This is a genomic window from Lacrimispora brassicae (assembly GCF_054772055.1).
In genome coordinates, this window is the sequence record NZ_BRYH01000062.1 from 76,619 (window position 1) to 90,776 (window position 14,158).

Below are 14,158 nucleotides of genomic sequence, written 5' to 3' on the forward strand. Positions count from 1 at the left end.
GTGATATGTTAGTTTCAGCAAAAGATATGCTTGAAAAGGCAAGAGACGGAAAGTATGCAGTTGGACAGTTCAACATCAACAACCTTGAGTGGACGAAAGCTGTTTTACAGACAGCCGAAGAGCTGAAATCCCCGGTCATTTTGGGTGTTTCAGAAGGCGCTGGCAAATACATGACAGGCTATAAGACCGTGGTTGCTATGGTGAAGGCCATGATCGAAGAATTAAATATTACAGTTCCAGTAGCGCTCCATCTGGACCATGGTTCCTATGACGGCTGCTATAAGTGCATTGAAGCTGGATTTTCATCCGTTATGTTCGATGGCTCCCATTATCCCATTACTGAGAACGTGGAAAAGACCACAGAACTTGTAAAAGTCTGTGCAGAAAAAGGACTCTCCATTGAAGCAGAGGTGGGTTCCATCGGCGGCGAGGAAGACGGAGTTGTGGGCATGGGCGAATGCGCAGATCCCGATGAGTGCAAGCAGGTTGCGGACTTAGGCGTGACCATGCTGGCAGCAGGAATCGGCAACATCCATGGAAAATATCCGGAAAACTGGGCTGGTTTAAGCTTTGATACCCTGGCTGCCATAAAGGGTAAAGTAGGGGACATGCCTCTGGTACTTCACGGCGGAACAGGTATTCCGGAAGACCAGATCAAGAAAGCCATCAGCCTTGGCGTTGCAAAGATCAATGTGAATACAGAGTGCCAGCTTACCTTTGCAGAGGCTACCCGTAAGTATATTGAGGCAGGCAAGGATTTAGAAGGAAAGGGCTTTGATCCCCGTAAACTTCTGGCTCCCGGAACAGACGCCATTAAAGCCACTGTAAAAGAGAAAATGGAGTTATTTGGATCTGTTGGAAAAGCTTAAGGAAATATTTTTCAAAAAAGTACTTGATTTTTTAAGGAAAATGGTTTAATTTAAGTTAAGAACGATGGCGTTCTCCTAATACCGGGAGGGCGCCTTTTCTGATTTATGCGCATATTCAGATCGTGAGGAGACTAATCAGGCAGTTGACATATGGAAATATGGGAGGATGGAAAATTTATGAGCGAAGTTATGAATGTAGCCGAGCTGTTCGGTAGGAATGTATTTAATGAAACCGTTATGAGAGAGCGTTTACCAAAATCTGTTTTCAAAAAGTTAAAGAAAACCATTGAGGATGGCGCAGAGCTGGATCCATCGGTTGCCGACGTGGTATCACATGCCATGAAGGATTGGGCCATTGAGAGAGGGGCGACCCACTATACTCACTGGTTTCAGCCCCTTACCGGCATTACTGCTGAAAAGCATGATTCCTTTATTTCCGCGCCTACACCGGAAGGAAAGGTGATCATGGAGTTTTCCGGTAAAGAGCTGGTAAAGGGTGAGCCGGATGCTTCTTCTTTCCCGTCCGGCGGCTTAAGGGCAACCTTTGAGGCAAGGGGATATACCGCCTGGGACTGCACTTCTCCGGCATTCTTAAGGGAAGATGCCATCGGCGTCACCCTCTGTATCCCTACCGCTTTCTGCTCTTATACGGGAGAAGCCCTTGACAAAAAAACACCTCTCTTAAGATCCATGGAGGCTGTTGATGAGCAGGCATTAAGAATCTTAAGATTATTCGGAAATACCACCTCCAAGAGGATTACCCCTTCTGTAGGAGCCGAGCAGGAATATTTCCTGGTTGACCATGACAAGTATTTGCAGAGAAAAGATTTAATCTATGCCGGACGCACCTTGTTTGGAGCAATGCCTCCCAAGGGACAGGAGCTGGAGGACCACTACTTCGGTTCTATCCGTGAGAGGATCGCGGCTTATATGAAGGAAGTAAATGAAGAGCTTTGGAAGCTGGGAGTACCGGCAAAGACACAGCACAATGAAGTCGCTCCCGCCCAGCATGAGCTGGCTCCCATTTTCGAACAGGCAAACGTGGCAGTTGATCATAACCAATTGGTAATGGAAACCTTAAAGAAGGTGGCAGGCCGTCATGGATTAAACTGCCTGCTTCATGAAAAGCCCTTTGCAGGAGTCAATGGTTCCGGTAAGCATAACAACTGGTCCTTAACCACTGACGACGGGATCAACCTCTTAAATCCAGGAGAGACCCCTCATGAGAACATTCAGTTCCTGTTGGTGCTGTCCTGTATCTTAAAGGCGGTTGACAATCATGCGGATCTGCTCCGGGAATCTGCGGCTGATGTAGGAAACGACCACAGGCTTGGTGCAAACGAAGCGCCGCCGGCCATCATCTCCGTATTCATCGGGGAACAGTTAGAGGATGTAGTGGATCAGCTTTGCAGCACAGGAGAGGCCACCCACTCCAAGGCAGGCGGTACCTTAAAGACAGGAGTAAGGACACTGCCTGATTTATTCAAGGATGCAACGGATAGAAACAGAACCTCTCCCTTCGCATTTACCGGCAATAAGTTTGAGTTCCGCATGGTAGGTTCCTCTGATTCCATCTCTTCCCCCAACGTGGTTTTAAACACCATTACGGCGGAAGCGTTTAAGGAAGCGGCGGATGTCCTTGAAAAGGCGGATAACTTTGATACTGCCGTCCATGACATGATCAAAGAGCAGCTTTCCTCCCATAGAAGGATCATTTTCAACGGCAACGGCTATGCCGAGGCCTGGGTGGAAGAGGCGGAAAGAAGAGGTCTTCCAAACCTTAAGTCAATGGTGGAAGCCATTCCAGCCCTTACAACGGATGGGTCGGTGAAGATGTTCGAGGAATTCAAGGTATTCACAAGAGCCGAACTGGAATCCAGGGTTGAGATCGAATATGAGGCTTACAGCAAGGCCATCAACATTGAGGCAAAGACCATGATCGACATGGCCGGAAAACAGATCATCCCGGCTGCCGTGAAATATGCTTCCCTGCTGGCCGATTCCCTTGGAAAGGTAAACGCAGCTTGTCCGGAAGCGGATACCAGCGTTCAGAAGGAGCTTCTCATCGAGGTGAGTGCCCACCTTTCCGACATGAAGGTCGCCCTGGCCAGTTTGACCGACGCTGCCGAAAAGTGTGGGGCAATCGGAGATAACAAGGACCAGGCAACCGCTTATCATGATGAGGTAGTGCCTGCCATGGCAGCTCTCCGGGCCCCTGCAGATCAGTTGGAAATGATGGTAGACAAAGAATTTTGGCCAATGCCAAGCTATGGAGATCTGATCTTTGAAGTGTAATGACTGGATATGAAACAGAAAGGTGCTGCCAGTTTACAGGGCAGCACCTTTTTATAGATCCCAGTAAATGGGTTGCATGTTCTCAAAGGTACAAAACTGCTTGAATCCAAGGTCTTTTAACATTCCTTTTACTTCCGGAATGTAAGCGCCCAAATGCTCCATTTTATGAGTGTCAGAACCAATGGTAAGGATGCGGCCTCCTAATTGCAGGTAACGTTTCAGGATCGGCCTGGATGGCGTTAAGTCCTTTAAGCCGTATCTGAAACAGGAGGTGTTGACCTCGATCCCTTTTCCATCGGCAATCACCTGGCAAAGTATTTTGTCCACCATGTCCATGATGATGCTGTCCGGATATTCTCCATAGGTGTCATACCGCTTGATCATATCCAAATGGCCCAGGACGGAATAATTCTTATACTTTTGCACCACTTCATAAATTGCCTCATAATAAGCTGTTTGAAATTCCTCCTGGCTCTTTCCCTCCTGAAACTGGTAATTCCAGAACCCCTTGTCATTCACCTGATGGTTGCTTAAAATGATAAATTCAAAGGGATATGTTTCAAAATCCTTTTGGAAAAAGGGGATGGTATGGGTCTGGACACCGAATTCGATCCCCGCTTTTATGGATATTTTCCCTCTGTATTTTTCCTTCATTTCTTCAACTTCTTTAAAATAATTGCTGTAATTGCAATTTAAGTCTGTTTTTACCCCATAATCCACATGTTCCGTAAATGCAATTTCATCTAATCCCAGAAGAATTGCCCTTTGAATGATCTCTTCCATAGGACACTCTGAATCATCACTGTAATAAGTGTGCACATGATAGTCTGACAGCATGTGACCTTCCTCCATTCTCATTTTTGTATACTAATAAATCAAGGGGGTATGCCTGTATATCCCCTTGATTCCAGAAACTCAAGGTGGAAAGAAGTTTTCTTTCCGCCCTCTTTGCCCATTTCTTATTTGTATGATATAATGATAATGCTCTGAGACTGACTTATCTAACACTATTTTTTTCAGTTATTATAACAATCGTATTTAGAGAATGTGAGGAACGTATGATGACGGACATCATTGTCATGCAGGATGCCTCTGAAATCGTCCACTATGACCAGATGGGGATCCCTCTCTATATCCGGCGGGGAAAGCTGTCGGATTATCCGGATTGGAGGGCTCTTTGCCACTGGCATGAGGACATGGAATTTGTCCGGATTTTAGAGGGGCAGATGAACTACCACATAAACGGAAAAAGAGTCTTGCTGAAAAAGGGTGACTGCATCATGGTCAATGCCAGACACATGCATTACGGCTATTCCTTCAACCGCCAGGACTGCGATTTCATCTGCATCCTGTTTCATCCCCAGCTATTCACCGGAAATAAACTGCTTTTCCAGAAATACATATCTCCGATTATGGAAAATCAGCGCATGGAATACATTTATTTTGACGGTTTAAGCCGCGATGGGCAGGAAACGGCGGCCCTGCTTGACCGGATCTATTTGTCAAAGGAGCAGGCATCCGTTGCGTACGAAATAGAAGTCATAGGGATCATGCTCACCTTATGGAAGCGGCTTTGTGAACGCTATGAGGTCCTGTCCCCGGAAACGGCTGAACAGACAGGCTCGGATCTTTCGGCTCAAAAGGATATGGTATCTTATATTTACCAGCATTATACGGAGAAGCTGTCCTTATCGGATATTGCGGCGGCCGGCAGCATATGCCGGAGCAAATGCTGCATTATTTTCAAACGATATCTTCAGCAGTCGCCCATTGATTTTTTAAATACATACAGGCTGGAGGTCAGCCGTGGCCTTTTAAAGGATCCGTCTGCCAGTATTACCCAGGTGGCCCTTGCCTGTGGCTTTAACCATCTCAGCTATTATTCCAAGCTGTTTTTAAGAAGCTATGGCTGTACGCCCAGGGAATACAGGAGTTTGCATTCTTTGTAGAAAGAGCATGAAGGTTGAAAGAAAAACATCTTTTAACCTTGAGTTTGTGAACCAACAGGATATGCAGGCATATCCCCTTGATTCATCAGTATACAAAAATGAAAGGAAGAGGAAGGTAGATCACCATGGAAACCATGTCATATGTAGTGTCAATATTAGAGAAGATCGTAAATATCCCAAGCCCCAGCGGCTACACCAGGGAGATCATGAAGGCGATTGAGGAGGAAGCCGCAAAATTCGGCTTTTGTTCCGTTTACAACAGGAAAGGAGGCCTGATCATTGAGGTTCCCGGACAGAGGCAGGAGGTTCTTGGCTTATCCGCCCATGGGGATACTTTGGGAGCCATGGTCCGTTCCATCACTCCGGAAGGGATGCTCACCCTTGTGCCGGTAGGAGGTTTCATGATGGAGACCATCGAAGGGATGTACTGTAAAATACACACCAGGACCGGGAAGACCTACACAGGGACAATCCTCACCAAGGAGCCATCTGTCCACACCTATGACAATGCCAAGACTCTGGAGAGAAAGGCGAAAAATATGGAGATACGCCTGGATGAGTTGGCCGACAGTGACAATGATGTAAAGCACCTTGAAATATCTCCTGGGGATTACATCAGCTTTGACCCCATGTTCGTCCATACAACAAGCGGGTTTATCAAATCCCGCCATCTGGATGACAAGGCTTCCGTGGCAGTCCTCCTGGGAGTGTTGAAAGATATATCTGAATCCGGACACAAGCCGGAAAAGACCCTTAAGATGGTGATCAGCAATTACGAAGAGGTAGGATTTGGCGCAAGCTGGATCCCGGAAGACATAGAGGAGTTCCTTGCAGTGGACATGGGAGCCTTGGGGGATGACCTGACCGGAAATGAAAGAAAGGTGTCCATCTGCGCCCAGGATTCCACCGGGCCTTATGACTATGAAATGACAAACCGCCTCATCGCTGTTGCTAAGGAGAGGGGCCTGGATTATGCGGTGGATGTGTTCCCTCACTACGGCTCTGATGTAGGAAGTGCCCTCAGGGGCGGCCATAACATCCGCGGGGCATTGATCGGACCGGGAGTCCATGCCTCCCATGGAACAGAGCGGACCCATGAGAAAGGACTGGAGCAGACGTTAAAGCTGATCGAAGGGTTTATTGGCCTTCCATTTGACGGCAGATCTTAAGGCTTTATTTCCCACTTTCACCTTTTTCTTGCAAAAAAAAGTCTCTTGTGCTAGTATATAGGCAAAATTTAAGCATAGGGGGAGTTTGTTATGGATGAGAATTATGCAGTTGCGTTTCAGCTCATTATGAACGCTGGAAATTCAAAATCGCTTTCCATGATGGCCATGGAGTCAGCCAGGGAATTTAACTTTGAGGAAGCGGAAAAATACTTAAAAGAGGCGGAAGGGGAGATGAGATCCGCCCATCAGTCCCAGATTGACTTAATCCAGCAGGAGGCCCAGGGAAATCCTGTTGAAGTGAACATTATTCTGGTACATGCCCAGGACCATTTAACCATGGCCATGATGGCAAAGGACCAGGCGGCAGAGATTTTAAACCTTTACCGGATGATCAAGGATTTAAAGGATAAGATCGAAAAATAAAGAATCGTTTGACAAAAACAGCCTTCTTACACACTGATCCAATGCAGGAGTAAGGAGGTTTGTCATAATCCAGGAGAAGGAGAATCATTATGAGTGGGATCAAAATCGTTACCATAGGCGGCGGCTCCTCTTATACGCCGGAGCTGGTGGAGGGGTTTATCAAACGTTATGACAAACTGCCTGTAAGGGAACTTTGGCTGGTGGATATTGAAGAGGGAAGGGAAAAGCTGGAGATTGTAGGCGCCCTTGCCCAGCGCATGGCAAAAAAGGCGGGGCTTCCCATGAAGGTGATCCTGTCCTATGACAGGCGGGAGGCTTTAAAGGATGCGGATTATGTGACAACGCAAATGAGGGTGGGGCTTTTGGATGCCAGGATCAAGGATGAGCGGATTCCTTTAAGCCACGGCATGATAGGCCAGGAAACCAACGGGGCGGCAGGTATGTTCAAGGCTTTCCGGACCATTCCGGTGATTCTGGATATTGTAAAGGATATGAAGGAGCTTTGCCCGGAGGCCTGGATGATCAACTTTACCAATCCTGCGGGAATGATTACAGAGGCAGTGTTAAGATATACGGATTTTGAAAGGGTAATCGGTCTTTGCAATGTGCCGGTGAATATGGTCAATGGCTTTGCCAGGCTGTTAAACGTGGAGCCGGAGCGGGTGACCATGGAGCTGTCCGGCTTGAACCACCATATTTTTGCCACGGATGTATTTGTGGATGGACAGTCAAGGCTGGAAGAGATCCTGGAGATCTACCAGCACATCAGTGCCGAGGATGCCATTTCCATGAAGAATTTTTCCACCCTGCCCTTTTCGCCGGAATTTATCCGGGGGCTTCACTGCATCCCCTGTCCCTATCACAACTACTATTTCTTTACCAGGGAGCAGTTGGAAGAAGAGCTGAAGGAGTACCAGGAAGGCCGGGTCAGAGGGGAAGTGGTAAAAAAGGTGGAGGAGGAATTGTTTGGGCTGTACAAGGATGAGAATCTGGCTGTAAAGCCAAAGCAGTTAGAGATGAGAGGCGGAGCCAGGTACAGCGATGCCGCCTGCAACTTAATCTGCTCCCTGTATAACAATACCGGGGATATCCAGTACGTGGACGTCCGGAACAACGGGGCGGTCACAAACCTCCCGGCAGACAGTGCGGTGGAAGCCGCCTGTATCATCACAAACGGCGGTCCAAAGCCCATTGCAGTGGGAGAGCTGAAGCCTCAGATCAACGGAACCATACAAACCATCAAGACCTTTGAGCGCCTGGTCTGCGAAGCGGCTGTTACCGGAAACCGGGATCTGGCTGTGACGGCTCTCAATATGAATCCCCTGTGCCCGAGCGATCACGATGCCAATGCAGTGGTCCGGGAATTGCTGGAAGCCCATAAAAAATACCTGCCCCAGTTCTTTAAGAAGGAAAAACAGGAATAGGACAGTTGCTGTGAAAATGACTGAAAAAGTATTTTTCACAGCAATTTTTTTGGCATTATAACGGGATAATTGCCTGGTTGACGGTAGAGTTTTTGAGAATTAAATAAAAAGTTTATTTTAATTTTAGAATTTGCTTGTATTTTTGCATATGATATAGTATCATATGGGTATGAAGAAGTGGTCTAGACCACAGAAAGGGGTGCGAGATGAATCACATTTTATTAGTTTGCTCTGCAGGAATGTCTACAAGCATGCTTGTGAAAAAAATGCAGGATGCAGCATCAGAAAAAGGCGTGGAGGCCACCATTTGGGCGGTGGGAGATGCTGAATCCGTTGAGGAAGTGAAAAAGGCAGATATCATTTTGTTAGGGCCTCAGGTTCGTTACCTGGAGAAAAAAATGAACGAGAGAGTCAAAAATGAAAAGCCAGTGCTTGTCATCGATATGATGGCTTACGGCACGATGAACGGCGCTAAGGTCCTGGATCAGGCACTGGGGAAATTAAACGGGTAGGTATGAAAAAGAAACTCCCCTTTACAAAAGTTCAGGGGATAATAAAAGAGGGAGAAAAGTTATGGGTGCATTTAATTCATTCATGGAAGCAAGATTTATGCCGATTGCAGCGAGAATCGGATCCCAGAAACATTTGGTCGCCATTCGTGATGCATTTATCGCCATCATGCCAATCACCATGGTGGGTTCCATTGCAGTTTTGCTCAATGTATTTTTAAGAGATCTTCCAAATCAGGCAGGAATGACAGGTTTTGTCAAAGCAATGGGCCCGATTATCAGTGTCAATGGTAACGTATATTTTGGTTCTATCGTAATCCTGGCTCTGGCATTTGTGTTTGCCCTGGGTTACAACCTTTCAAAAACCTATGAAGTTAATGCCATTGCAGGCGGAGTTATTGCATTTGCAAGCTTAGTCACCTGTATGGGACAAAGCGCTTCCTTCAGTTATGAGCTTCCGGGAGTTGCAGCGGCGGCAGCCGACCAGTTAAAAGGCCTTGGCCTTGATGTAGCTGCCACAACAGGCGGCGGTGTGGCTTTAAACGGAGTCAGCGGCTGGGGATATTTAGGTTCCGCATACACCGGTTCCGGCGGCCTCTTTACCGCACTGATTATGGGTTTTATCTGTACCATGATTTACATAAAGCTGATGCAGAAGAAGGTGACCATCAACCTTCCGGATTCTGTACCGCCGGCAGTAAGCAAGGCATTTGCAGCAATCGTTCCAGGCGTGATCGCCATTTATGTGGCAGGAATCTTAACCCAGATCTGCATAACCGCAACAGGCTCCACCATTAATGAAATGGTTCTTAAATATATCCAGAGGCCGCTCCTCAGCTTATCACAGGGCTTCTTCAGCGTAATCCTCATGGTATTCCTGATTCAGTTGTTATGGTTCTTTGGCTTACATGGACACAACGTACTGGCTCCTATCATGGATGGAATTTACTTAACGGCACTGAACCAGAACATTGAGGCATTTACTGCCAACCAGAGCACTGCCGGCCTTCCTTACTTATGGACCCGCGGTTCCTTTGATGCTTACTGCCAGATGGGCGGCTCCGGAATTACCTTAGGCCTGATCATCGCCATCTTCCTGTTCTCAAAGCGAGATGACCAGAGGGCCATTGCCAAGTTGTCCTGGCCAATGGGCGTATTCAATATCAATGAGCCCATCACCTTTGGTATGCCAATCGTGTTGAACCCGGTATACTTAATTCCGTGGCTGATCGTTCCTCCCATATGTGCGACCATTGCATACGGCGCAACTGCCATCGGCCTGATCCCTCCGGTATTCGTTGCAGTACCATGGGTAATGCCTGCAGGCATCTACGCGTTCCTTGCAACCGGCGGAAACTTTATGGCGGCGCTGGTATCTCTGTTCAACCTGTTTATATCTTTTATCATCTGGACACCATTTGTTATGATGGCAAACAAGATGAAAGAAGAATCGTAGCATAGTATAAGAAGGAGCTGCCAGACCAGTTCGCAGGGGTTGTCCTGACAGAACTGATTTGGCGGCTTTTCCCTGTAAAACGAGAAAGAAGGGTGGAGTTTTCCATGAAAAGCTGGACTGTATTTTTAATTGCCATTGGCTGTCTGCTCATTACTGCATCACCCCAGCTTCCATCCTCTGCCATGTATATGACCGTTGGTCTGGTATTCGTACTGCTGGGTGCAGTCATGCTGATAAAGAGGAAGAAATAAGGGGGTATGATAGGATGATCAAGTTTCCGGAAGGGTTTTATTTTGGCAGCGCTACCAGCGCTACCCAGTGCGAGGGAAGCACAGAAAATGACGGAAAAGGAAAGAATATCTGGGACCTGTGGTACGAGGAGGAGAGCTTTAAATTCCATGGAGCCATCGGCCCCGGAACCACCTCTGCCTTTTACCGGAATTATAAGGAAGATATCCGGCTGATGAAGCAGACAGGCCATAATTCTTTCCGGACCTCCATTAGCTGGTCCCGTCTGTTTCCCCAGGGATTTGGGGAAGTAAATGAAAAGGCCGCAGGATTTTACCGCAGCCTGTTTCTGGAATTAAAGGAGCAGGGGATCGAGCCGTTTGTGAATCTGTACCATTTTGATATGCCGGTGAAACTTCAGGAGATAGGGGGCTGGGAAAACAGAGAAGTCGTGGATTATTATAAGGAATATGCCTGGACCTGCTTTAACCTGTTTGGGGATTTGGTCAAGCACTGGTTCACCTTTAATGAGCCCATTGTCCATGTGGAGTGCGGATACCTCCAGTGTTACCATTATCCCTGCAGGGTGGATCCCAAAGGGGCGGCTGCCGTGGCCTATCATACGGCTCTTGCCAGCGCTTTTGCAGTAAGGGAATACCACGCCATGAAGCAGGGAGGAAAGATCGGGATCATCCTGAATCTGACCCCGGCATATCCCAGAAGTTCCCATCCAGAGGATGAGAAGGCGGCCGGGATTGCAGAGCTGTTCCAGAATAAGAGTTTCATGGATCCGGCTGTGAAGGGGACTTATGATCCGGAGCTGGTGGCTCTCCTTAAAAAGCATGAGCTTCTGCCAGAGGCTGCCTCAGAGGATTTGGAGGTCATCCGCCAAAACACGGTGGATTTTCTGGGAGTGAACTATTACCATCCCTTCCGGGTCTGTGCAAAGGCCAGCCTTCCCAATCCGGCGGCTCCCTTTACTCCGGAATATTATTTTGATATTTATGATATGCCCGGCAAACGGATGAATCCCTACCGGGGGTGGGAAATCTATCCCAAAGGCTTATATGACATTGCCCGGAACATCCGTGACAATTATGGGAACATTGAATGGATGGTCACGGAAAACGGCATGGGCGTGGAGAATGAGGGGCGTTTCAGGGTAGATGGCATGATACAGGATGACTACCGCATTGAATTCTATAAGGAACATCTGACCTGGCTTCATAAGGGGATGGAAGAAGGAAGCAATTGTATCGGTTATCATGTATGGACCTTTGTGGACTGCTGGTCATGGCTCAACGCCTACAAGAACCGTTACGGGCTGGTGGAGCTGGATTTAGAGACTCAGAAGCGGACCATAAAGAAATCAGGCCGCTGGTATGAGAAGCTGCTGGAAAATAACGGCTTTGAATAGAGGCAAATAGGAGATAACTATGGAAGTAAGTCAGAAACTGAATGTAGAGGCAAAGGAATTTTTCTTGTGCCTGGCGTCTTCGGTGGCTTATGATATCACTCAGGCCACAGGAAAAAAGGTAAGTCCAGACCAGATTTATTCCGGTTTCCGCTATACAAAGAAGATGAAAAACAGGATGGGACAGGAGAGCCATGTGGATGTGGTGATCAAACAGTTTGTTTCCCCCAGTTGTTATGAGGCAAATTTCCGTTCTTCCCAGGGGACGAATGTCATATTTTATGAGATCCAAGATAGTAAAGACGGAAACATTGTGGTACACTACAAAGAGAGATTTGAGGGGGAGAAGACTTCCAACTCCTTAAACTATAAAGTTGTTTCCTGGCTTTATCAAAGAAGTTCAAAAAAGAGGATTTCCAGGATGCTTTCCTCCATGGAAACCTTTATTCACACGAAGGCAGAGAGCCAAGGTGATATGCCTGCATATCCATTTGGCGGCTGCCCCCGGGAGGCAAAAGAGAATTAATAGCGATAAGAGGTGATACAATGGGGGCTCCGAAATATCAGAAAATAAAACAGGACCTTATGGAAGAAATTAAGGATGCGTCTGTCAATACCCCTATTGCCTCAGAACGGGAGTTGGCCGGCCGTTATAAAGCCAGCCGGATGACCGTGCGCAATGCTTTGAATGAACTGGTGGAAGAGGGAGTTTTATACAGAGACAAAAACAAAGGAACTTTTGTTGCAGACCAAAGGCTGATGAAGAAAAACACATCGGCTGAGACGCTGAATAAGCCCATAGATGATACCTATGATTACAATGTGATCTATTTCAGTTCCTGCTTTTCCGACGAAACGGTGGCATCTTATCTTGAGATCGGGCCTGAGGACCGGATGATCCGGATCGTCCGCTTAAACAAGAAGAACGGAAAGCCTTTAAGCGTGGAGGAAATCTATTTGATCCAAAGCCTGATCAATGACAGTGATTACAATAACTTAAATAAGCTTTTGGATTTAAAAGGATACATTGACGAAGGATCGGTCACACAGAAGTTCCTTCCCATTACGGTGCCTGTAAAATATATCAACCTGCTTCATGTAAAGCTGAATACTCCCATTATCATGGTTGAAAGCATCATTGTAAGCAAAAGCGGCACCCCGGTGGTGTATATCAGGGAGTTTAACAACCCCTTTGAAAAGATCATTGAGATAACCACTTAACAGGAATGGAAATACCCTTCGGGTATACCTTTATGCCCAGGAAGCATGGGCAAGAGGACTGAAAGGAGATTAATGATGGGAAGACTTGGGATTTCCCTGTATCCGGAGCATTCCACTCCGGAACGGGATAAAGAATATATCAGGCTGGCAGGAAAATACGGGTTTCAGCGGATTTTTACCTGCCTGTTAAGCGTGGGAAATAAAGACAAAGATGAGATCATCAATGAGTTTCGGGATATGATTGATACGGCCCATGAGTCCGGGATGGAGGTGATCCTGGATGTGGCGCCTCCTGTTTTTAAAGTGCTGGGGGCAACCTATGATAATCTGGCTCCCTTTAAGGAAATGCATGCCGATGGGATCCGGCTGGATGAAGGTTTTGACGGCATGAAGGAAACCGCCATGAGCTATAACAAGGAAGGGCTGAAGATTGAGCTTAACGCCAGCACAGATCCAAGCTATGTGACGAACATCATGAACCATCATCCTGTACCGGAACGGATCATTACCTGCCACAACTTTTATCCTCAGAAATATACGGGGATCAGCCTGGAACATTTTGATTTCTGCAACCGGGAAATGAAGAAGCACGGCCTTAAGGTGGCGGCTTTCGTATCCAGCAACAATGAGGGCACTTTTGGACCCTGGCCGGTGAATGAGGGCCTGTGTACTCTGGAGATGCACAGAGGACTGCCTGTGGATGCCCAGGTGCGGCATTTGCTTGCAACCCGTATGGTGGATGACGTGATCATCGCCAACGCCTATGCTTCTGAGGAGGAATTAAAGGCCTGTGCTTCAGTGATGCCAGGAAAGCTGATGTTTGGCCTTTGCCTGGAAAAGGAACTGACGGAGACGGAACGGGAGATTCTCTACTTTGACCTGCAGCATGTGATCAGAGGCGATATCAGCGAATACATGGTGCGGTCCACCTGGCCCAGAATATCATTTGCAGATAAAACCATTCTTCCGGCCAATACCCGGGATTTAAAGCGGGGGGATGTTGTGATATTAAATGACGGATATTCCCGCTACAAAGGGGAACTCCACGTTGTTTTAAAGGATATGCCAAATGACGGGCGAAAGAATGTGATCGGCCATATACCGGATTATGAACTGGTGCTGTTAGATTATATTGCACCATGGAAAGTCTTTGGCTTTACAGAAGTGTGATTTGTTTTTTAAAAGCCGGAGGAGACAGTGG

14 protein-coding genes are annotated in these 14,158 nt (G+C 47.2%); 13 read left to right on the forward strand and 1 reads right to left on the reverse strand.

The features are described from left to right. Positions 1-5 precede the first annotated feature (5 nt). Positions 6-869 (forward strand): class II fructose-1,6-bisphosphate aldolase, encoded by an 864-nt coding sequence (gene fba / locus ACYVD3_RS26395; RefSeq protein WP_460645480.1) that lies wholly within the window; start codon positions 6-8, stop codon positions 867-869. A 177-nt stretch (positions 870-1,046) separates the two neighbouring features. Beyond that, positions 1,047-3,164: a glutamine synthetase III family protein gene (locus tag ACYVD3_RS26400; protein ID WP_460645481.1), complete on the forward strand. Its 2,118-nt coding sequence runs from the start codon at positions 1,047-1,049 to the stop codon at positions 3,162-3,164. Between the two features lie 51 nt (positions 3,165-3,215). Here the strand turns inward: ACYVD3_RS26400 and ACYVD3_RS26405 are convergent, their stop codons facing one another. Beyond that, entirely contained in the window at positions 3,216-4,001 is a 786-nt protein-coding gene (locus ACYVD3_RS26405) for a histidinol-phosphatase HisJ family protein (RefSeq protein WP_460645482.1), read from the reverse strand. Positions 4,002-4,222: 221 nt separating this feature from the next. Between ACYVD3_RS26405 and ACYVD3_RS26410 the strand changes: the two genes are divergently transcribed. The 11 genes from ACYVD3_RS26410 to ACYVD3_RS26460 all read left to right on the forward strand — a co-directional run bounded on the left by ACYVD3_RS26410 (position 4,223) and on the right by ACYVD3_RS26460 (position 14,127). Beyond that, positions 4,223-5,113 carry an AraC family transcriptional regulator gene (locus ACYVD3_RS26410; protein ID WP_460645483.1) on the forward strand — a complete coding sequence of 297 codons (891 nt, stop codon included), beginning with the start codon at positions 4,223-4,225 and terminating at the stop codon, positions 5,111-5,113. Positions 5,114-5,238: 125 nt separating this feature from the next. After that, a complete protein-coding gene (locus ACYVD3_RS26415; protein WP_460645484.1) occupies positions 5,239-6,282 on the forward strand; it encodes a M42 family metallopeptidase in 1,044 nt (347 codons plus the stop codon). A gap of 90 nt (positions 6,283-6,372) precedes the next feature. Further along, the gene (locus ACYVD3_RS26420) at positions 6,373-6,705 is read left to right on the forward strand and encodes a PTS lactose/cellobiose transporter subunit IIA (protein WP_460645485.1); all 333 of its coding nucleotides are present in this window, start codon (positions 6,373-6,375) and stop codon (positions 6,703-6,705) included. Positions 6,706-6,794: 89 nt separating this feature from the next. Then, positions 6,795-8,129, forward strand: a complete 1,335-nt coding sequence (locus ACYVD3_RS26425) for a 6-phospho-beta-glucosidase (protein WP_460645486.1) — start codon at positions 6,795-6,797, stop codon at positions 8,127-8,129. 206 nt (positions 8,130-8,335) lie between these two features. Next, the gene (locus ACYVD3_RS26430; RefSeq protein ID WP_460645487.1) at positions 8,336-8,641 is read left to right on the forward strand and encodes a PTS sugar transporter subunit IIB; all 306 of its coding nucleotides are present in this window, start codon (positions 8,336-8,338) and stop codon (positions 8,639-8,641) included. Positions 8,642-8,702: 61 nt separating this feature from the next. Next, complete coding sequence (locus ACYVD3_RS26435; protein ID WP_460645488.1) at positions 8,703-10,094, forward strand: PTS sugar transporter subunit IIC; 1,392 nt, start codon at positions 8,703-8,705, stop codon at positions 10,092-10,094. Between the two features lie 104 nt (positions 10,095-10,198). After that, entirely contained in the window at positions 10,199-10,345 is a 147-nt protein-coding gene (locus ACYVD3_RS26440) for an LPXTG cell wall anchor domain-containing protein (RefSeq protein WP_460645489.1), read from the forward strand. A gap of 14 nt (positions 10,346-10,359) precedes the next feature. Continuing rightward, a complete protein-coding gene (locus ACYVD3_RS26445) occupies positions 10,360-11,739 on the forward strand; it encodes a glycoside hydrolase family 1 protein (protein ID WP_460645490.1) in 1,380 nt (459 codons plus the stop codon). A gap of 19 nt (positions 11,740-11,758) precedes the next feature. Next, entirely contained in the window at positions 11,759-12,262 is a 504-nt protein-coding gene (locus tag ACYVD3_RS26450) for a DUF3284 domain-containing protein (RefSeq protein WP_460645491.1), read from the forward strand. A gap of 20 nt (positions 12,263-12,282) precedes the next feature. Then, positions 12,283-12,957, forward strand: coding sequence for a GntR family transcriptional regulator (locus tag ACYVD3_RS26455; RefSeq protein WP_460645492.1), 675 nt, complete (start codon positions 12,283-12,285; stop codon positions 12,955-12,957). 75 nt (positions 12,958-13,032) lie between these two features. Next, complete coding sequence (locus ACYVD3_RS26460; RefSeq protein WP_460645589.1) at positions 13,033-14,127, forward strand: DUF871 domain-containing protein; 1,095 nt, start codon at positions 13,033-13,035, stop codon at positions 14,125-14,127. Positions 14,128-14,158 lie beyond the last annotated feature (31 nt).